Here is a 20,450-nt window from a genome sequence, read left to right on the forward strand (position 1 = left end):
GTGATTTGGCATAAATAACTAGGCAATTAAACCTGAACCAAGAAATTTTTAAAAAAGTCTTGTTTTGCAAGACTTTTTTAAAAATTTCTTGGTTCGTTTGATTGGAAATTTCTGTAGATAAAGAATAGGAGTGCGAGGTACTCCTATTCTTTAGGTTTCGGCAAGCCATTCAAAAATACGATTCCATGCCCACCACCGATCGCGATCGCCCGATTGAAGTTGGCATTCTTTGCTGCTGACATAGCCCACATGACCGCCATGTTGAGTAACAACGAGCTTAATTGCAGGATTATTTTCGGCAATCTTTTGGAGATCCGCAATAATTGACGGGTCAAACATCGGATCATCGGCGGCATACAAAACAAAAGTGGGCTTTTGCAAGTGGGGCATGAAATATAAAGGACAGCTAGCATCGTAATATTCCTCAACGCTAGAAAATCCTAATTTGGCGATCGTTAACTCATTATCAAAGCCCCAAATACTATTGGCGCGTTCGACGGCGGCGGGATCGATCGCTTCAGGATAATTTTTCGCCATATTTCGCGCCAGCTTTTTTAGCTCACGGGCGATCGCTTTTTCTAAAAAGCGCCCTAATTCATCTTTGACTAAATAGGTCAGCGATCTATTGGAGTCCACACTCGGACAAATCACGGCTCCGCCTGCAATATCCGCCGAGGTGATTTCCAAATCTTGTCCCCAACTAGCGATCGTTTCCCCCGCTTTAACGGCCCATAGCGCCAACTGTCCGCCCAGCGAGTAACCCATTACCCAAAATTTGCTCGGACATCCCAATTGTTTAGCCGTATTCGCGATCCGAATAAAATCTTCGCCTTCGTAAAGTCCATCGGAAGTAAGCGTTGGCGATAGTTCTGAGGTTTTGCCATGCGCCCGCCAATCAAATAAAACTACGGCATATCCGCGATCGAAAGCTTTACGCCCCAGAATTTTCAAAAACCATTGATTATCTAAATCCCCCGTAATGCCATAGGTTGCCACAATCGTGCCTTTAGCATTAGCAGGAATTGCATACTTGCCAAAAATAGGAACTCCATTTGCCCCTGTAAAAATATGCTCTTGATAAGTAGGCTCTGGTTCAACGGTAAAGTTTTCCCATTTTTTGCTGACTCGCAGGGCTGTGTAAAGGGTCATCAGCAAGCCATTGCTAAGATGCCAAGGGGGTGAGTAGAGCATAGAGTATCCTTCCTTCATTTTGACGTACTTAGATCGAGCCACGAACCAAAGAGAGGTTGCGGCGCTTTGCACCGCAACCTCTCTTTGGCTTGTGGCTATTGTTAGAAATTGCGGCAACTCTTTAAAAATTATTACAACTATATTATGTAGTTTTGTATACTGATAGGTTGAATGGGATATAAAAAAGGTATTTAACAGCGTGAGTCAGCATCCCCTAGAAGAGCTAAATCGCTACGATGCTAAAGCCAATGCCGAATATTACGGTCGTCGCCCTTGGTTAGCGATTAGTCGCATTTTAAAAATCATTTATTTTGCCTTGAGTTTCGGCTTAGCCTTTGGCTGGGATGTATTGACTGGCAATACTGTAAGTCAACCCAAACTTGCCGAACAGTTACGACGCATTATCACGGCTCTAGGTCCAACCTATATCAAGGTTGGTCAGGCTTTATCGACCCGACCTGACTTGGTGCGGGTCGATTTCCTCGAGGAGTTAACCAAACTCCAAGATCAGTTGCCGCCCTTTGCCAACGACCAAGCCTTCGGAATTATCGAGTCTGAACTTGGTAAACCAGTGCATACGGTTTATCGCACTATTTCTGAAGATCCGATCGCGGCGGCAAGTTTAGGACAAGTTTACAAGGCAACTCTTTATTCTGGTGAAGAAGTTGCGGTGAAGGTGCAACGTCCTGACTTAATCCCCACTTTAACCCTCGATTTATTCATTCTCCGATGGTTTGCTGGTTGGTTAGGACCACTTTTGCCTTTAAATCTTGGTAATAGCCTAGAGGCGATCGTGGATGAGTTTGGGTTGAAGTTATTTGAAGAAATTAACTATGCCCACGAAGCGACCAATGCTGAAAGATTTGCGGGTTATTTCAAAAATGACCCCTATGTGAAAGTTCCTTCCATTTATCGTCAGTACAGCACCCACAAAGTCCTAACCTTGGAATGGATTAATGGCATCAAGCTTAACGAAATCGAACAAATTAAATCCGCAGGACTCGATACGGATTCCCTAGTGCGAATTGGGGTGATGTCTGGATTGCGACAACTGCTGGAGTTTGGCTTTTTCCATGCCGATCCTCACCCCGGAAATCTCTTTGCTACCTATGACGGCAAGATGGCATATATCGATTTTGGGATGATGGATCAATTAGATCTGCAAACGAAAGAGCAGTTAGTGGATTCTGTGGTACATCTTCTCAATAAAGACTATGACGAGCTTGGACAGGACTATGTAAGACTTGGCTTTTTACAGCCAGATATCGAGATGAAGCCGATCGTGAATGCCCTCGAATCGGTGCTAGGCGATATTATGTCTGAGAAAGTGAAGGACTTTAACTTTAAAGTTGTGACCGATCGCTTCTCAAAGGTGATGTATGACTATCCCTTCTGCTTACCTGCGAAGTTTGCGCTCATCATTCGCTCGGTAATTACCCAAGAAGGCGTGGCTCTCAGCCTTAACCCTGAATTTCAGATTGTGCAGGTTGCCTATCCCTATGTGGCGAGACGTTTGCTCACCGATGAGTCCGAAAGTCTAAGATCAAGATTATTGGAAGTTCTGTTTAAAGACGATAAGTTCCAATGGTCAAGATTAGAGAATTTATTAGCGATCGCTAAGTCCGATGGTCAATTTGATATCATCCCTACAGCAAGGATGGGCTTTAAGTTCTTAACTTCTAAGGATGGTGAATATATTCGTCGCCGCATCTTACTAGCTCTTACGGAGGATAATCGCCTCCATACTGAGGAGATCATGCGAATCTGGAGTATGCTCAGCGTCGATATTGAGCCAGCGAAGTTATGGGATATGGCTCTCAAAGCTGTAACTAGCACTATGCCTAAAGCGATCGCGGCGGCGCTTCCCTTTGCGGCTTTCCAAAATATAAATTAAAAATCTGCTACTCCCTTCCCACCCAATGATTAATGGTGCGGCGCGTAGCGCCGCACCATTAATCATTGGGTTTTGATTTTCAGTGCTTTACGTTTTTTAAAAACCCCGATAACTTGCAAAGCAAGCTATCGGGGCTACTTTAGATCTGGCGATCGCTAAAAATTAGAAGTTAGAAATAGGATTTTTGACCGTATTCTTAGCAATTTTGAGATATTCCGTATTAACGCCCGACTCACGGGTGAGAGACACCTTCCCAGTACGCGCAATTTCGCGAATGCCAAACTTGTTCAACATCTTTAAAATCGCGACCATCTTCCCGGGATCTCCCACCACCTCAATCGTTAGGGAATCATCGGCAACATCAACAATACGGGCGCGGAAAATTTGCGAGATTTCAATAATTTCCGATCGCACATTGGGAGCCGCATTCACCTTAACGAGCATCAACTCGCGCTCAACACAAGGAATATCAGTAAAGTCTAAAATGGTGATCACATTGATCAGTTTATGCAACTGCTTCGTGATTTGCTCAATCGTATGATCGTCGCCTGAGACAACCATCGTAATGCGCGTAAATCCATCTTGCTCGGCAGTCCCTACCGCAAGGCTCTCGATATTAAAACCTCGGCGGGCGAACAAGCTAGCAATACGGGTCAGTACGCCTGCCTCATCTTGGACGACAACGGAGAGAGTATGTTTCATGGTGACAAATAAGGCAAATAAACAGCACAGTAGACTATATTAATGACTTTAGTTACTTTATTACGACTATCCAGTTACATATTGCATAGCTTTTCTAAAGGTATTGCGTTACACCGCTTTAGAATTTGTCCTCCAGCAATTATGGGCGCTGATGTCAGGTGACATAATTTAAAAAATAGCAATTCACCCCTTAAGCAAATTCTAATTTTGATATTTACTGCTATATATTTAACTGTGGTTAAAACTTAAAGGTTTATAACACCTATGCCTACCCAAAACGATATCCCCGTTGCCCAAAGGCTCAGCGATCCCAAACGTTTACCCCAAAAAACAGTAACCGCTAACCCAGTTGCGCGATCGCTACAGGCTGTACCTTGGTGGGGATATGGTTTAGCCGTCCTCGCTTTTTTGTCCCCCATCGTCACCACAAGGATTTGGTTTGCTCTTAATACGGCGAATTCGGCACAAGTTTCCGCACAAGTGAATGTTGCGCCATCGGAAACTAATCAAACCGTTGCCACTGATTCGCAAGCACCTCAGTCGTCAGACAAACCCAACCTAATCCCCTTTACCAATTCCCCATCTAGCTCCCAAAATCCTTCATCGGCTAGCGCCACTAATGCAAAAGCTCCGATTAATAGCCCTGAAGCTAGTAATAAAGATGCTGACACTCCGCCCGATCTATTTGGTCACCATCCCTATCCAGAAGCTCCTGTCAGTCAATTACGCACTATCGGTCGCGCCAGTGATGGCTATGAAATTCGTCTTCGCGAAGTAGCAGCTAAAAACTTCTTAAATATGCAAGCGGCGGCAAAGGCTGAAGGTGTTGATCTAGTCGTAATTTCAGGCTTTCGGACGATCGCCGAACAACAACAACTATTTTTTGAAATCAGCAAGCAACGCAACCAGACTCCAGCCCAACGCGCTAAGGTTAGCGCTCCTCCGGGACATAGCGAACATCACACAGGTTATGCTTTAGATATTGGCGATGCAGATGTGCCGAGCGCGACCCTTTCAACCAGTTTTGAAAAGACGGCTGCTTTTCAATGGTTACAAAGTAATGCGGCGAAGTATGGCTTTGAAATGTCATTTCCTCCTAACAACACTCAAGGGGTAATGTATGAGCCTTGGCATTGGCGCTTTGTAGGTGATGATGACAGTCTCATTACTTTCTATAAAAAGCAAAATCGTGGCGGATCATCCTTTATTAAGAGATAGACATGAATGTTACGTCTACTGATGTTTTGGCGATCGCTATTTTTACGATTACCATGATGTCTCTCGTCGGTACGATGGTGGGTTTATCCCCCGTTGTACCTGCCGCGATCGCGATAACGCTTCTTAGTTTGTGGGGTATTGACGTTGGCTTTTGGCAGGGCAAGTTTGGCGCATATTTCCAAGTATGGTTGAGAGCGAGAGATCCCAAATATCGCCAACGGGTCTGCTATCACGAAGCAGGACATTTTCTCGCCGCCCATGTCTTGGGGTTTAAGGTAGTGAACTATGCGATCGCGGGAGTGGTTGGGCAATCCTTGGGGGAGTTTCTCGCTAGCGAAAATTTTAGCGGACTCGAAGGTGGTGTAGAAATAGAGATAGGCTCAGATTTTAATTCTGCAAACCTATTAGATCGTTATTGCACTGTCTATATGGCGGGAATTGCTGCGGAACAATTAATGTGTGAAGGTGAAACGGAAGGTGGATTAGATGATATTCAGCGCTTACGCCAAGCAATTTCTAATCTGCCCAATCCCATGACTCAAGAACGTTGGGCGTTATTAAATGCCAAAAATTTACTTGGCGATCGCCGTGACATTTTAATATCCCTCGCCGCCCAAATGCAAAGTGGAGCTTCGATTGAAGCTTGCTATCAAACTATTAAGATTAAGGTTCCTACCATCTAAATAGAGCAAAGCAAGAGTTAGACAGTACAAACCAAAACCCAAAAAGCGAGTGGCGGCGCGAAGCGCCGCCACTCGCTTTTTGGGTTTTATCTCCTAAGCAAAACTTACGTTGCTATAAGTAGCTGGGCATAATTAAAAAAACAAAATCAAAGTCTTTGCCGCGCATCATTACTTATCTACTGAGATAAATTAACGGTAAATGTTGTTCCTTGTCCGACTTTGCTTTCAACGTGGATTTGTCCTTGATGGCTCTCCGCGATCGCCTTCGCAATGGCTAAACCCAATCCCGATCCACTAGTGCTAGCACTTCCTGACTTCGTACTAGATTTGCTACTTTTTTGCGGTTGATAGCGATAGAAGCGTTCAAAAATTTGGGATAACTCCGCTTCAGGAATACCAATACCCGTATCTTGTACTTTTACCTGTACTTGACCTTGGGAAGCCTGAGCCGTAATCTGTACCTTGCCCTCCTTTGGGGTATAGGCGATCGCATTGCTCACCAGATTCGTAAATAACCGTCCTAACCGATCACGATCGCCAGATACAAAAAGATTTGGGTCAGCAATTGGCAAATTGAGCGTGATTTGCTTTTGCTGGGCGATCGCTAATTGTTCTTCAGCAACTTCCTTCAAAATTTGCGATAAATTGCAAGACTCGCGTTTCTGATTAGTAATTCCCCCGTCATGCCTTGCTAAAAATAACAAATCCTCAATTAATCGACCTAAGCGGCGCGTAATTCGCTCAATCGTTTCCAGTTGAGTCTTCTGGAATTCTAAGTCAGGATTAGGATCGCTGAGAGCTACTTGCACATTGGTTTGAATTACGGCGATCGGATTACGCAACTCATGGGAAGCATCCGCCGTAAACTGTTTCAAACGCTGGTAAGACTCGCGGACAGGTTCCATCGCAATGCCTGCTAGCCACCAGCCACATAGCGACACTACCCCGACCATGAGCGTAGTGCCTAGAGCAAGATCAAGAAATAGCTGCTTAACTGGCTTAGTGACTTCAAACCAAGGATGACTAATCCGTAAATATCCTAATAGTTTTCCATTAATCACAATCGGTTCTGTCATTTGACGGAGAGGTTCTGCTTCCGATAAATGCACAGTGCGATAGAGCGGCTTCAAAATCCCTCTTTCCCTCGGTTGTAGAGAATCAAAATTACTATTAGTCGTCCATAGCACTTCGCCACTAGGGCTAAACCAATCTATATCAATGTGATCAGCATCAATCTCTTGAGCATTTACTGATAAGTTCCGACTAAAATCTGATTCCAAATCAATTAAATTGGAACGAATTAGCGATCGCTCGATTACTTCCGCAACATGGTCAATCGTGTCATCAATGCGATCAATCAAAGTTGACTGCACATAGAGATAGAAACCTGTAGCAAATACAATCAATAAAACTGCGGTAACAATCGCATACCAAAGTGCCAAGCGACGACGCATCGCTTGGAACACGGGATTAGGGGCAGGATTAGTACTCAAACTCTTCTAAAATAGTTAACAAGCGATTTTGACAGGAACTAGGAATTAAATCGCTCAAAGCAATCTCTCGTTTACCGCCACCAACCGAAATCTTAGTGTCATTGAGAACTTTACTAACATCTGCGGAAGTAATATTGCCATCTAAGAGCATGGGATAAAACTTTTCCGCAAGGGGACGGTGCAGATGGGCATCATTTAGATACAAATGCCACTTAGCGATGTCAATGTAGACATCCTCAGCGATCGCGGCAGCTAACTGCTCAACACGTTCTGTAGTACTCATTAGGTTTTTAGTGCTTTTTAGATTTTCAGTAATCAGAATTTAAATTACAGGGCTTTGTGCTTTTTTAAGAGCCAGAAAAATTTGGAAAAAGCTGACGAAGCGAGCTTTTTCCAAATTTTTCTGGACTACACTAGATAAGGATAAGCGGAGCGAAACGCCGTCCCTCTTTAACCCCACAAATTCTTTCGTTTTTAGGACTACTAAGAAATCTATTACTTGTTGTCAAGTCTTGACTCAAAAACCAATTGGCTACCCAAACTTAACTCCACCTTTAACATTCCTTAACCTTTGGTTGACGGATGCAGTTTAGTATCAAATTTGTCTAGTTTTAAATGTTCAGTCAACCGTAACAGATATAATCGCAGTAAGATTTCTATGATGTCCAAAAAGAATATCAATCGTAGTGTCGCAACTTTTGTAGCAGGCGTTACACTAGCCGCAACACTTGCATCCTGTAGCGGAAGCGACACCAAACCTAGTACTCCTAGTGCAACTAATCCCGCAGCAACCACCACCACAGCGGCTAAAGAACCTGCTAAGGAACCAGCTAAAGCTCCTTCCAACCTATCTGGCAACATCACCATTGATGGTTCTAGCACCGTTGCCCCAATCAGCAAAGCAGTTGCCGAAGATTTTGCAAAATCAAATCCTGGTGTTAAAGTTCCTGTTGGTACAAGTGGCACTGGCGGTGGATTTAAGAAATTCTGTTCTGGAGATACTGACATTTCCAATGCATCTCGTCCGATCAAGTCGAAAGAAGCCGAAGATTGTAAGAAAGCAGGGGTCGAATTTATTGAGTTGCCCGTTGCTATTGATGGTTTGACTGTCGTTGTTAACAAGGAAAACACTTGGGCAAAGTGCTTAACAACCGCAGAACTTAAAACAATCTGGAGTCCTGAGTCAGAAGGTAAGATCACCAACTGGAATCAAGTGCGTCCTGACTTCCCTAGTGAGCCTCTAGCTCTGTTTGGTGCTGGTGCTGACTCTGGTACATTTGACTACTTCACCGAAGCTATCAATAAGAAAGAGAAAGTGATTCGTAAGGATTACCAACCTAGCGAAGATGACAACATTATCGTCAAGGGTGTGCAAGGTGGTAAAGGCGGAATGGGCTTCTTTGGGGTTGCTTACTTTGAAGAAAACGCCAAAACTTTAAATGCTGTTGAAGTCGATGGCGGCAAGGGTTGCGTTGCTCCAACTGCTGAGAATATTAACAGTGGTAAATACACACCTTTATCTCGTCCTCTATTCATTTACGTTAACAAGAAGTCCCTTGCTCGTCCTGAAGTAAAGGCTTTTGTTGAGTACTACTTTAAGGACATTAAAGTTGTCAAAGAAGTTGGTTATGTACCACTTCCTACTGACGCATTGCCTAAGATCATTGAGCGTGTGACCTCTGCTAAGGCAGGTACAACCTTTATGGGTGCTGAAGCTGGCGTACCGATCGCTGAATTGTTGGCTAAGGACTTGAAATAATTTTGAGTTAGTTTTGAGCTAAGCCCTCCTAATCGCTGGAGGGCTTTGACTTTTGATGTACTTGATTAGGAACCTTTATGACAAGTCCTGTAATTCCCCCTCCCGTCGAAGATCTTGATCTTTATCAACGCCGCGATCGCAATATTCGTGAAAGTGCGATCGGCTATGCATTGCTTTTTTGTGCCTTCGTTTCGGTACTGACCACAATCGCGATCGTCTATGTACTTGCATCAGAAACAGTTAGTTTCTTTGGCAAAGTCAGCGTTGGTGAGTTTTTATTTGGTAAAACCTTAGAAAATGGCAGCTATAGCTGTAGCTGGACTCCCCAATTTGCTGATAAAGGTTTTTGTGTTTGGCCCACCGTAAACGGCACAATAATGGTTGCGCTAATTGCGATGCTAGTTGCCACACCCCTAGGTTTAGCAACCGCTGTCTATTTGTCAGAGTACGCATCACCGAAAGTAGGTAAGTTCTTACGCCCTATAATTGAGTTGTTAGCTGGTGTACCTACAGTTGTATATGGGTATTTTGCTCTGACATTTATTACCCCAATCCTTGCCAAAATCATTCCTGGGTTAAACGGGTTTAATGCTCTTAGTGCAGGTTTGATCATGGGTGTGATGATTATCCCGACGATCGCCTCGATTAGCACTGACGCAATGATTGCCGTACCACAGTCTTTACGCGAAGCCGCCTATGGACTTGGCTCCACCAAAAAAGAAGTTGCTACGAGTATTGTTTTTCCTGCGGCTTTGTCTGGCATCTGTGCTGCCATCATTTTGGGTATATCCCGAGCAGTTGGGGAAACCATGATTGTAGCGATCGCGGCAGGGCAACGTCCTATTTTAACCCTCGATCCTAGGCAAACAGTTGGGACAATGACCGCCTATATCGCTCAAGTTGCTAAAGGTGACTCGCGAGTCGGCAGCGTTGAATATCAAGCCCTCTTTGCCGTTGGGATGACGCTATTTCTGATCACGCTTCTTCTCAACATTATCAGTAAGCAAATTAGCAAACGTTTCCAAGAAACCTATGAGTAAAGGGTTAGACATCCTAGAGAATATTGACGGACAACCTAGCGAGTCAAAATTTGATCCAAAGCTTGAGTCAAGGCAAATGTGGGGGAAAATATTTGCAGCGTTCTGCATATTTGCGACATCCCTCGGACTAATTATCCTTGCATTCTTGATCTATGACGTGATAAGCGATGCTGCTCCTCGTCTCAACTTGGATTTATTTCAACTATATCCATCTCGCCGTCCGCTAGAGTCGGGATACAAAGCAGCCATTTGGGGATCAGTTTGGATGCTTGCCTATGTATTGCTGTTGGTAATTCCACTGGGAGTTTGTTCAGCCATTTACTTAGAAGAATATGCGAAGAAAAATTGGTTTTCAGAGCTAATTGAGCTAAATATTTATAACTTGGCTGGTATTCCCTCGATTATCTATGGTTTGCTAGGACTAGGGCTGTTTGTACGCGGTATATATAGTGGTAGGGCTGTCTTAGTTACAGGGATTTTGACAATTACATTACTAATTTTACCGCCAGTTATTGTGATTTCTAGAGAGGCAATCCGAGCCGTGCCTCAATCAATACGTCAAGCTTCCTACGGAGTTGGCGCAACTAAGTGGCAAACTATTCGCCATCACGTTTTGCCTGCGGCTTTGCCAGGGATTTTGACTGCGGTGATTATCTCTACTTCGAGAGGGATTGGGGAGACTGCTCCAATTGTTGTGCTTGGTGCTGGGACGGTTTTGTTCGATCCTAAGTTTTCTCCAATTAATTTTGGAGCTTTGACTAGTGGTAAACTAGGAGATGTATTTATCGATACATTATGGTCAAACGATAACTTTTTCTCAGTTCTTCCATATCAAATATATGAATGGGTAGGCGACCCTAAACCAGAATTTCAGGTACTAGCTTCTGCTGGTATTGTTGTGCTTTTGCTATTGGTTTTAGGCATGAATTTAATTGCCATATTTTTACGCAGTCGGACAAAATAAGTTAGTTTGCTGGGCATTAGGTTCAACTTTGCTTTAGGTAAATTTAAAAAGAAAAATAGACCTTGTCCAGAATATTGATTGCATGATAAACATCACGAACTTGGTTTTTTTACAATGAACTTCAATAGCAGTGCTTCTGACAGTCAATCAGTTTTAAAAGTTGAAGATGTTAATGTTTTTTATAACTCTAACTCTCCCGCCGTTGCTGGAGTTAACTTAGAAATCTTCAAAAATCAAATTACTGCTTTTATTGGTCCCTCGGGATGTGGTAAAAGCACAATTTTGAGATGCTTCAATCGTCTTAATGATTTGATTGAAGGCGCAAAAGTAAGGGGTACGATCACTTTTAATGGTCATAATCTTTATGATCCTAAAATTGATCCCGTAGCAGTACGTCGTCATATTGGGATGGTATTTCAGCGACCCAATCCTTTTCCAAAGTCAATTTATGAAAATATTGCCTTTGGCCCCCGTATTAATGGGTTTAAAGGTTCTAAGAGTGATATGGATGACTTAGTAGAAAAGTCATTGCGCTCGGCGGCGATTTGGGAGGAGGTAAAGGATAAGCTCAAAGAAAGCGGTTTAGCCCTTTCAGGTGGTCAACAACAACGTTTGTGTATTGCTAGAGCGATCGCGGTTGAGCCACAGGTAATTTTAATGGATGAGCCTTGCTCGGCACTCGACCCCATCTCAACTCTGAGAATCGAGGAGTTAATGCAAGAACTCAAGCAAAAATTTACCTTGATTATTGTGACCCACAATATGCAACAAGCTTCACGCTCGGCTGATATGACCGCATTTTTTAACACGGAACTCAGCGAGACAGGTAAGCGTACTGGCAAGTTAGTCGAAATCGATCGCACTTCCGTAATTTTCAGCAGCCCCAAACAGACGGCGACTGAAGAATATATCAGTGGTAGGTTTGGCTAATTTTAAAACATAAACCCCAAGATGAAAATGGCGGCGCTTCGCACCGCCATTTTCATCTTGGGGTTTGAATTAATCTCAAAGGCAACGCTAAGCGTTGCCTTTTCTTTTGAGAGTTTTTAGGAAAAGTTTCTGAAAAAGTGATAGCTTTTTCTAAAGCAGATTTTTTCAATCAGCAAATCATAATGGAGCCAGACCAACCACTGTTCAAGAATAGCAACAGCAGCAATGTTGTTACCCCCTTACTGGAACTGCGGGGAATAAAAAAAAGCTTTGGCATGAACGCCGTGCTAAATGGTGTTGATCTGACTGTGCATAGTGGGGAGGCGATCGCCATTATTGGTCCCTCTGGCACAGGCAAATCAACGATTTTGCGGGTGGTTTGTGGATTGCTTACTCCCGATGTCGGCGAGGTTTATATCAATGGCAATCTCATTGAAGCCGAAGATGACATTCAGGACGATGGCTACGGACTAAGCATTGGCATGGTGTTTCAGAATGCGGCGCTGTTTGACTCGCTGACGGTTGCTGAAAATGTGGGGTTTTCGCTATTTGAGCATTCCCGCTTGTCTCGACGCGAGATTAATCGGCTAGTCGAGCATAAGCTGACTTTGGTGGGACTAGAAAACATTGGCGATCGCTATCCCAGTGAGCTATCGGGCGGAATGCGAAAGCGGGTCAGTTTTGCCCGTGCAATTATGGATGACCCATCTGCTAAAAGTAAAACTAAAAAAGTATTACTTTACGATGAGCCAACCGCAGGGCTTGATCCTGTAGCCTCAACGATTATTGAGGATCTGATGCGATCGCTCCGAGAGCAAGAGGTTTGTGATAGCTACATTGTTGTCACCCACCAAGAAAGCACAATCCGCCGTACTGCTGATCGCTTGATCGTGCTTTATCGTGGTTTAGTGAGATATGCAGGAAACGTGAGTACAATTGATACGACAGACGATCCGTATGTCAGACAATTTTTTAGCGGCAGTACTGAAGGTCCGATTCAACTTTTGACTAAGGAGGTATAAGGCTCGTGCGGCGAAAAAACTTACGCGACGGTGCGCTTGGCTTATTTATCATCGGTGGAGTAGTGGCTCTTGGGGGCGCGTTGTTATGGCTACGTGGTCTGCAACTAAATAGCTCCAAATTTTCTTTTTCGATCAAAATGCCCGATGCAAGCGGACTGAATACTGGTTCAGTGGTGAGGTTTCGTGGGGTCGAAGTTGGTCGGGTAACGGCGCTGACACCACAGGTGGATGGTGTGAGTGTGCAGGTCGGTATTGATAATCCGAAGTTGATTATTCCTAAACAAGCGATCGCCGAAACTAATCAAAGCGGCTTTTTGGGCAATACAAATATTGATATTTTTCCGCCTAAGGAGAAAGTCGCCCTTGACGCTAATCTCAATCCCCTCGCCAAAGAGTGCAATGGGGAATTGATTGTCTGTCAAGGCGGAGAAATTGAGGGAACCCGTGGCGTGAGCTTTACGGTTTTGCTGAAGGATATGAGTGTCACCCTTCGCAAAATCAATGATCAGAGCTTGATTGATAACCTCAACGATACTTTAATCGTCACTAAATCAACCGCCCGTAGCATTCAAAAATTAACTGATTCCGCTAATCGGGTTGTCGGAACCTTTGAAAATCAGATCGTTAAATTTGGTGATACTGCTGAAGCAATTAGTGGCGCAGCCGTTAAAGTCGGTAGTGTCGCCAATAGCGCCCAAGACTTGATCGAGGTGAATCGGGAGAAATTAGCCCAAACCCTTGATGGCATTGCGGCTGCCTCAAGGGAGGCGCGATCACTACTCGCCAGCGCTAAACCCCTCTTGAATGATGGCAAGTTTATCGAAAATCTGCAAAAGCTCTCCGAAAACGCTGCCGAAACTGCCGCTAATCTCCGCAAAGTCTCTGGCGAACTCAACGATCCGACCACGATCGCTTCGCTGCGAGAAACCTTAGATTCGGCGCGATCAACCTTTGCGAATGCAAAAAAAATTACGGCGGATCTCGATGAGCTAACGGGCGATCCCAAATTGCGAAGTAACATTCGCAATTTGATTAATGGCTTGGGTGGACTGCTCTCCACAGCACCAAATCTTGATGCTCCGCCCACAGCTAGCAATTCGCGCTCAACGGAGGTAAGCGAGCGTCTAAAATCATCTACATCGGGAGAAGTCAATCGCAGTAAACAAAATCAAAATCTGAAGACAACTCCAGACGTTCCTTTTAAGCGAGAAAAGTCTCTGGAATCTGGGGATTTTAATCAGGAAAAAATAAAAATCAATAGCCCCACACCAAGTACGACAATTGGTAACCCAAGTACTGAAATTTTGGAGCCAAAAACTAAAGTTGATAATCCCAGTAACTAATCAAGTAACTAATCAAGTAACTAATGAATTTACCGCCTAGTCAAGTCTGGCTAATAATCGGTATAGCCTTTTGGCTTACAGAGTTACTAGTGCCATTGCCGACGTTCTTGATTGCTGGGGCAATGGGAATTGCAGCTTTAGTGGTGGCGGCGATCGCTTTGATTTTGCCCATACCAGCGCTCCAGATATTAGCTTGGATGGTGATATCTGGAGTCTTGGTTAATGTATCGCGTCGATTTATTCCCAAGGATTCTCATCAACTTCAAGAAGCGCGAGAAGGTATTACCATTGCCGAAATTCCCGCAGGGAAATCGGGACGGGTTCAGCACGAGGGTGTTTCGTGGAAAGCAAAATGTGATGATCCCCAAATAGCGATCGCTTCACAACAAAAGGTAATTATTCTGCGAAGAGAAGGAACGACGTTAATCGTTGTTCCTGAAAATTGGCTTAGAGATTAAGCCTTCCCACCAAAGAATTAGATATGCGGCGCTTCGCGCCGCATATCTAATTCTTTGGTGGGAAGAGAGTAACAACAAAAGACGACATTGTCGTCTTTTGTTGCGGGTTTAATCCCCCATAAACATTAAAAAAAAATAATTTTCAAATATCTGACAAAAAAGTTTTCCACAGAGTTTTCCACAGATATTAAAGACTTTTCCACAGATAAAAGTTAGTTTTCCACAGGGCTTTTTAGATTGAGAGATGTCTTCGCCTTACTAGTTAAGGATTCGTTAAAGAGAAAGGAACTGAGACTGGGGAAACTTTTGAATGGTTGCGTACTATGAATATATGTAAATAAATACCTATGATAATGCCGATTCCATCAAAATTAAATCATTAAATCTTCATTTATGTTGAACCTTTCGTTACGTTGACAAGATCGGCAGGTTGAACGCACAATAAAATCCCGACCTCTGAAAATGGTTGCGACATCCCTACAGAACTTGTTTAAAAGTTGAGGTTTCAGCATGAGTACGACCGTCAGCATCCTTGCCGAAATTCCCGAAGAATTGCACGAAACTCTCAAAAATTATCTAGAGTCCCATCCTGATTGGGATCAAGACCGTGTATTTGCCGCAGCCCTATCTTTATTCCTACTTCAAAATGGGGGTAGCGATCGCCTTGGTGCATCCCACAGCTATCGCAGTACCGCCAAAGTCTATCTAAATGCCCTATTCCAGCACTCATAAACCTGTTTAAGGAAATCAATAAAAATTTTGCAAAGCAGAATTTTTATTGATTTCCTTAAGTTAAACTTTGAGCTTGTACTGACTACAGTGTTCAACAGAACCGCTTAGTTGTAATAGACTGAGAATTGCTCAATTACCCTCTCCCTACTATGACGGCTCCATCCTCAGCAACAAATCAACCATTAGATGTTCTTGTCGTTGGCGCAGGAATTTCTGGACTCACGATTGCCCATGAATTAGCGATCGCCAAAAATTACAGCGTGATGGTTGCCGAAGCTCAGGATCGCGTTGGCGGCGCAATCACTAGTGCCAAAAATGATGAGGGCTATCTCTGGGAAGAGGGTCCCAATAGCTTTCAGCCAGCACCTGAGCTATTACGACTTGCGGTACAGGTGGGTTTAAAAGATGAGTTAGTGCTAGCGGATGGCAAGTTACCAAGATTTGTCTTTCTCAATGGCAAGCTGAATGAATTGCCGATGAGTCCGCCCAAGGCGATCGCCACTCAAATTTTGAATTGGGGCGCAAAAATTCGTCTCGCGTTGGGAGCGATGGGTTTTGCCCGCCCCGCTATGGCAGGCGAAGAATCTGTCGATCAGTTCTTTTCACGTTTACTAGGCAAACAAGCCGTAGAAAGATTAGTTGCCCCTTTTATTTCGGGAGTCTATGCAGGCGATCCTAAACAACTTAGCGCTCAAGCCGCTTTTTCTAAAATCTTCTGCCTAGAAAATAGCTATGGTGGCTTACTTGCAGGTGCTATCTTATCGGCAAAAGAACGCAAAGCCCAAAAGTTGCAAGATCCGAATATTCCGAAGATCAAATCTGGCGAGCTTGGCTCTTTTCGTCAAGGTATCAAAATGCTGCCCGAAGCGATCGCCACTAAATTACGAGAACAAGGTACAGCGATCAAGCAGCAATGGACTCTGCAATCAATCTCCAAAGAAGGCGATATTTACACTTCCATTTTTGATACGCCGCTAGGTGAAGAGGTCGTGCAATCGCGAACTGTGGTGCTCAGTACTCCCGCCTATGTCAGTGCAAAACTACTTAAAGACCATTTACCAGCCGCTAGCCAAGCGCTTAGCGAAATTTTTTATCCCACTGTAGCGTGCGTGGTGTTGGCTTACCCTAAGAGCGAATTTATCTATGACATGAAGGGCTTTGGCAACCTCATTCCCCGTACGCAAAATATCCGTACCCTTGGCACTATCTGGTCATCCAGTTTATTTGCAGGACGCGCTCCCGAAGGTTGGCAATTGCTGCTCAATTTTATCGGTGGTACTCTCGATCCTGCTCTGGCAAAACTTTCGGAATCAGAAATTGTGCAAGCCGTACACCAAGATCTAAAAAAGACTCTATTACGGGTCGGAACGAAGGTAGAACCGAAAGCGATCGCCGTCCATGTTTGGGATAAAGCGATTCCTCAATATGCGATCGGGCATTTAGATCGTCTCGCTACCGTCGAAAGAGAACTCCAAAAGTCTCAAGGTTTATATGTCAGCGCTAACTTTATCGGTGGAGTTGCGTTAGGTGATTGCATCAAACGTGGTCTCCAAGAAGCTAACAAAATCGAAGCATTCTTACAGGCATAAAGAAGGGGGGCGCTTCGCGCCCCCCTTCTTTATGCACCTTCGCGCAATTTATCCAAGATAGAACGATCTTCTAAAGTGGAAGTATCGCTGGTGATTTCTTGACCAGCCGCTAGCGATCGCAGTAAGCGCCGCATGATTTTACCCGATCGCGTTTTGGGTAAAGCCTCGGCAAAACGAATCTCATTGGGACGGGCGATCGCGCCAATTTCACCAACAACGTGCTTTTTAAGTTCCTTCGCAAGTTCTTCGCTAGGTTGGCGATCGCCTTCCAGAATCACAAAGGCAAAAATATCTTCACCCTTAATTTCATCAGGCTTGCCAACTACAGCAGCTTCCGCCACCGCAGGATGGGAAACTAGCGCCGATTCGATTTCCATTGTGCCTAAGCGATGTCCTGCGACGTTGATTACATCATCCACGCGACCCATCACCCAGTAATAACCATCCTCATCCTTACGAGCGCCATCACCAGCAAAGTAGACATATTTACCATCTTTGGATGGAATATGCTCCCAATAGCTCTTACGGAATCTTTCTGGATCGCCGTAAACAGTTCGCATCATCCCCGGCCAAGGATGGCGCACAATCAGATATCCACCTTCGTTAGATTCCGCAGGATCGCCATCAAGATCAACAATATCAGGGATAATTCCCGGAAAGGGAAGTGTTGCCGAACCAGGTTTCGTAGGAATTGCCCCTGGTAATGCGGTGATCATAATTCCGCCTGTTTCTGTTTGCCACCAAGTATCGACAATAGGACAACGCCCACCACCGATCACCCGTTGATACCACATCCAAGATTCAGGGTTAATCGGTTCACCTACAGTTCCTAATAGGCGCAGAGAAGTCAAATCGCGAGTATTAGGATGATGTTCACCCATTTTAATAAAGGAACGAATGGCGGTAGGTGCAGTATAGAAAACTGTAACCTGATACTTCTCAATCACATCCCAGAAACAGCCCAGATTGGAAGCTCTCGGCGCTCCTTCATACATTAAAGTGGTGGCTCCATTGGAAAGGGGACCGTAGACAATATAGCTATGTCCTGTAATCCAACCCACATCAGCAGTACACCAATAAACATCGGTATCTTTAAGATCAAAAATCCATTTAGTAGTGATATGGCTATAGAGGTTATAACCTGCGGTCGTATGCACGACTCCCTTTGGTTTGCCAGTACTGCCCGAAGTATAGAGAACGAAGAGCATGTCTTCACTATCCATTGGTTCTGCTTCACACTTGGCGGAAACGCCTTGCTGTAAGTCATGCCACCAATGGTCGCGCCCTGCACTCATTTGGATATGCTGACCTGTGCGCTTCACTACTAAAACATCAGTAACAGAAGGAACTGCGCCGTTGGCGATCGCTTTATCAACTTGTTCCTTCAAAGGCACAATTACATCCTTGCGCCAGCCACCATCGGCAGTGATCACTAATTTGGCTTCAGCATCAACGAGGCGATCGCGTAGAGCTTCGGCACTAAATCCACCAAATACCACACCATGCACCGCACCGATTCTGGCACAGGCAAGCATGGCGATCGCCGCTTCAGGAATCATCGGCATATAAATTCCAACGCGATCGCCTTTTTTAACTCCTAATTGCTTAAGGGCATTGGCAAACTGACAAACTTCGCGATGGAGTTGAGCATAGGTAAGAGTGCGCGAATCGCCATTTTCACCTTCCCAAATCAGCGCCGCTTTATTTTTGCGCCATGTCGTCAAGTGGCGATCGAGGCAGTTATAGGAAATATTGATTTTGCCGCCATCAAACCATTTCACCGATGGCGGTTGCCAATCGAGAACGGTATGCCATTTCTCAAACCAATGTAGTTCTTTGTCCGCGAGGTCTGCCCAAAAGGCAGCAGGATCGGCAGCAGCGCGATCGTATATTTGTTGATATTCTTCTAAACTTTTAATGTGAGCCGCTTGTGAGAACTCAGCCGATGGCTCAAATAAGCGCTTTTCATTTAAGACCGATTCAATTGTGGGTTGAGACATAGGTATGGCGAAATCTATAGTTAAATCAATTTAAATCAGAAAAAATTGAGGTTTAAGCTAAATATGGTTATAAACCTAGTGTAATTTACGAAGATTATTTAATCGAGAAATAAGTAGGTAGGCATAATTAAATATAAAACCCAAATAAGCGGATTCGCCCGCGAAGCGGGCGAATCCGCTTATTTGGGTTCTTGGTTTTATTAAGCCGAGGTACTTACTAAGGAGAGTGTACAGTGAAATGTGTAAAGTCTGAGAAGTGGACAAGACTCTTCCTCTTAGCCACCTAATTCTCTAATTCGCTGTTGTGCATCGTCATAGTCTGACATTTTATTTTGCTGTTGATAGAGCCGCGCCGCCGCTCGATAATCTGCTAAAGCTTTTTGTGTTGCATCTAACTGCATATAAACAATTCCCCGATTGTAGTAAGCATCCGCATAATTAGAATTGAGGCGAATCGCTTCGCTATAGTCAGCGATCGCGCCTTGTTTATCGCCTAAATCATCCTTTGCAATTCCGCGTCCATAATAGGCATCATCATAATTAGGATTGAGGCGGATGGCTTCGCTATAGTCAGCGATCGCACCTTGTTTGTCGCCTAAACCATCCTTTACAATCCCCCGATTGTAGTAAGCGTCAGCATAATTAGGATTGAGGCGAATCGCTTCGCTATAGTCCGCGATCGAGCCTTTTTTGTCACCTAAATCATCCTTTACAATTCCGCGATTGTAATAAGCGTCAGCATAATTAGGATTGAGGCGGATGGCTTCGCTGTAGTCAGCGATCGCACCTTTTTTGTCGCCTAAATCATCCTTTGCAATTCCGCGTCCATAATAGGCATCATCATAATTAGGGTTGAGACGGATGGCTTCGCTGTAGTCAGCGATCGCACCTTTTTTGTCACCTAAATCATACTTTGCAGTTCCGCGATTGTGGTAAGCATTGTCTAAGGTTATATTTTCCCAGTTTTGATTAATTCTTATGGCCTCTGTATAGTCAGAATTCGCTCCTTGTATATCTCCTAAATCATATTTCGCGAGCCCACGATTGTAGTAGATAAAGGCATAGGTAGGATTGAGACGGATGGCTTTGCTGTAGTCGGCGATCGCACTTTTTTTGTCACCTAATTCATACTTCGCAATTCCACGATTGTTGTAAGCCTCAACATAGTTAGGGTTGAGACGAATCGCTTCGTTGTAGGCGGCGATCGCTCTTCGATAATCTTTATTTACATACATGGCATCCCCCAGTTTGAACAAAGCCTCGGCATCACTGGATTGAGCAATAGAACTTGGTGTGACTGCTTGAGCAGATTCAAAGCTGGGACTGATTGACACAGAACCAAGCAACAAACTAGCGGATACAAGACTTAAAAACTGACGATTAATCTGGAACATCTGATTTGTACCCTTATTCCTGAGTGACATTTTAGTAT

The 20,450-nt window shown here is 44.3% G+C and carries 18 protein-coding genes; 12 read left to right on the plus strand and 6 right to left on the minus strand.

The window, feature by feature from the left end; genetic code table 11:
• Window positions 1-150: 150 nt before the first annotated feature.
• Window positions 151-1,191 carry an alpha/beta fold hydrolase gene (locus tag H6F42_RS12765; RefSeq protein WP_190399737.1) on the minus strand — a complete coding sequence of 347 codons (1,041 nt, stop codon included), beginning with the start codon at window positions 1,189-1,191 and terminating at the stop codon, window positions 151-153.
• Window positions 1,192-1,390: 199 nt separating this feature from the next.
• Between H6F42_RS12765 and H6F42_RS12770 the strand changes: the two genes are divergently transcribed.
• Window positions 1,391-3,085, plus strand: a complete 1,695-nt coding sequence (locus H6F42_RS12770) for an AarF/UbiB family protein (protein WP_190399738.1) — start codon at window positions 1,391-1,393, stop codon at window positions 3,083-3,085.
• Window positions 3,086-3,247: 162 nt separating this feature from the next.
• Here H6F42_RS12770 and ilvN read toward each other — a convergent pair whose 3' ends face one another.
• Entirely contained in the window at window positions 3,248-3,787 is a 540-nt protein-coding gene (ilvN, locus tag H6F42_RS12775; protein WP_190399739.1) for an acetolactate synthase small subunit, read from the minus strand.
• 264 nt (window positions 3,788-4,051) lie between these two features.
• On the opposite strand from ilvN, the gene H6F42_RS12780 reads away from it, so the two are divergent.
• Together H6F42_RS12780 and H6F42_RS12785 are read left to right on the plus strand one after the other, a co-directional pair.
• The gene (locus H6F42_RS12780) at window positions 4,052-5,005 is read left to right on the plus strand and encodes a M15 family metallopeptidase (RefSeq protein ID WP_190399740.1); all 954 of its coding nucleotides are present in this window, start codon (window positions 4,052-4,054) and stop codon (window positions 5,003-5,005) included.
• 2 nt (window positions 5,006-5,007) lie between these two features.
• Window positions 5,008-5,688 (plus strand): ATP-dependent Zn protease, encoded by a 681-nt coding sequence (locus H6F42_RS12785; protein ID WP_190399741.1) that lies wholly within the window; start codon window positions 5,008-5,010, stop codon window positions 5,686-5,688.
• Between the two features lie 176 nt (window positions 5,689-5,864).
• Here the strand turns inward: H6F42_RS12785 and H6F42_RS12790 are convergent, their stop codons facing one another.
• Together H6F42_RS12790 and H6F42_RS12795 are read right to left on the minus strand one after the other, a co-directional pair.
• On the minus strand, window positions 5,865-7,154 hold the full coding sequence (locus H6F42_RS12790) for an ATP-binding protein (protein WP_190399789.1): 1,290 nt from the start codon (window positions 7,152-7,154) through the stop codon (window positions 5,865-5,867).
• Window positions 7,155-7,170: 16 nt separating this feature from the next.
• On the minus strand, window positions 7,171-7,464 hold the full coding sequence (locus tag H6F42_RS12795) for a DUF3181 family protein (protein WP_190399742.1): 294 nt from the start codon (window positions 7,462-7,464) through the stop codon (window positions 7,171-7,173).
• Between the two features lie 375 nt (window positions 7,465-7,839).
• Between H6F42_RS12795 and H6F42_RS12800 the strand changes: the two genes are divergently transcribed.
• The 9 genes from H6F42_RS12800 to hemG all read left to right on the plus strand — a co-directional run bounded on the left by H6F42_RS12800 (window position 7,840) and on the right by hemG (window position 17,018).
• On the plus strand, window positions 7,840-8,940 hold the full coding sequence (locus H6F42_RS12800) for a PstS family phosphate ABC transporter substrate-binding protein (RefSeq protein WP_242018425.1): 1,101 nt from the start codon (window positions 7,840-7,842) through the stop codon (window positions 8,938-8,940).
• A 77-nt stretch (window positions 8,941-9,017) separates the two neighbouring features.
• A complete protein-coding gene (pstC, locus tag H6F42_RS12805) occupies window positions 9,018-9,980 on the plus strand; it encodes a phosphate ABC transporter permease subunit PstC (RefSeq protein ID WP_190399743.1) in 963 nt (320 codons plus the stop codon).
• The gene (pstA, locus tag H6F42_RS12810) at window positions 9,973-10,944 is read left to right on the plus strand and encodes a phosphate ABC transporter permease PstA (protein ID WP_190399744.1); all 972 of its coding nucleotides are present in this window, start codon (window positions 9,973-9,975) and stop codon (window positions 10,942-10,944) included. The genes pstC and pstA overlap by 8 nt, the downstream gene beginning before the upstream one ends.
• Window positions 10,945-11,058: 114 nt before the next feature.
• Window positions 11,059-11,874 carry a phosphate ABC transporter ATP-binding protein PstB gene (pstB, locus tag H6F42_RS12815; RefSeq protein WP_190399745.1) on the plus strand — a complete coding sequence of 272 codons (816 nt, stop codon included), beginning with the start codon at window positions 11,059-11,061 and terminating at the stop codon, window positions 11,872-11,874.
• 275 nt (window positions 11,875-12,149) lie between these two features.
• On the plus strand, window positions 12,150-12,896 hold the full coding sequence (locus tag H6F42_RS12820; RefSeq protein WP_242018426.1) for an ATP-binding cassette domain-containing protein: 747 nt from the start codon (window positions 12,150-12,152) through the stop codon (window positions 12,894-12,896).
• 5 nt (window positions 12,897-12,901) lie between these two features.
• Window positions 12,902-14,239, plus strand: coding sequence for an MlaD family protein (locus H6F42_RS12825; protein WP_190399747.1), 1,338 nt, complete (start codon window positions 12,902-12,904; stop codon window positions 14,237-14,239).
• A gap of 23 nt (window positions 14,240-14,262) precedes the next feature.
• Window positions 14,263-14,697: an NfeD family protein gene (locus tag H6F42_RS12830; protein ID WP_190399748.1), complete on the plus strand. Its 435-nt coding sequence runs from the start codon at window positions 14,263-14,265 to the stop codon at window positions 14,695-14,697.
• A gap of 510 nt (window positions 14,698-15,207) precedes the next feature.
• The gene (locus tag H6F42_RS12835) at window positions 15,208-15,429 is read left to right on the plus strand and encodes a DUF2811 domain-containing protein (protein WP_190399749.1); all 222 of its coding nucleotides are present in this window, start codon (window positions 15,208-15,210) and stop codon (window positions 15,427-15,429) included.
• A gap of 149 nt (window positions 15,430-15,578) precedes the next feature.
• Complete coding sequence (hemG, locus tag H6F42_RS12840; RefSeq protein ID WP_190399750.1) at window positions 15,579-17,018, plus strand: protoporphyrinogen oxidase; 1,440 nt, start codon at window positions 15,579-15,581, stop codon at window positions 17,016-17,018.
• Between the two features lie 29 nt (window positions 17,019-17,047).
• On the opposite strand, the gene acs is transcribed toward hemG, so the two are convergent.
• Together acs and H6F42_RS12850 are read right to left on the minus strand one after the other, a co-directional pair.
• Window positions 17,048-19,018, minus strand: a complete 1,971-nt coding sequence (gene acs, locus H6F42_RS12845) for an acetate--CoA ligase (RefSeq protein ID WP_190399751.1) — start codon at window positions 19,016-19,018, stop codon at window positions 17,048-17,050.
• 275 nt (window positions 19,019-19,293) lie between these two features.
• Complete coding sequence (locus H6F42_RS12850; protein ID WP_190399752.1) at window positions 19,294-20,412, minus strand: tetratricopeptide repeat protein; 1,119 nt, start codon at window positions 20,410-20,412, stop codon at window positions 19,294-19,296.
• Window positions 20,413-20,450 lie beyond the last annotated feature (38 nt).

The organism is Pseudanabaena sp. FACHB-1998 (assembly GCF_014696355.1).
Classification (GTDB): Bacteria; Cyanobacteriota; Cyanobacteriia; order Pseudanabaenales; family Pseudanabaenaceae; genus Pseudanabaena.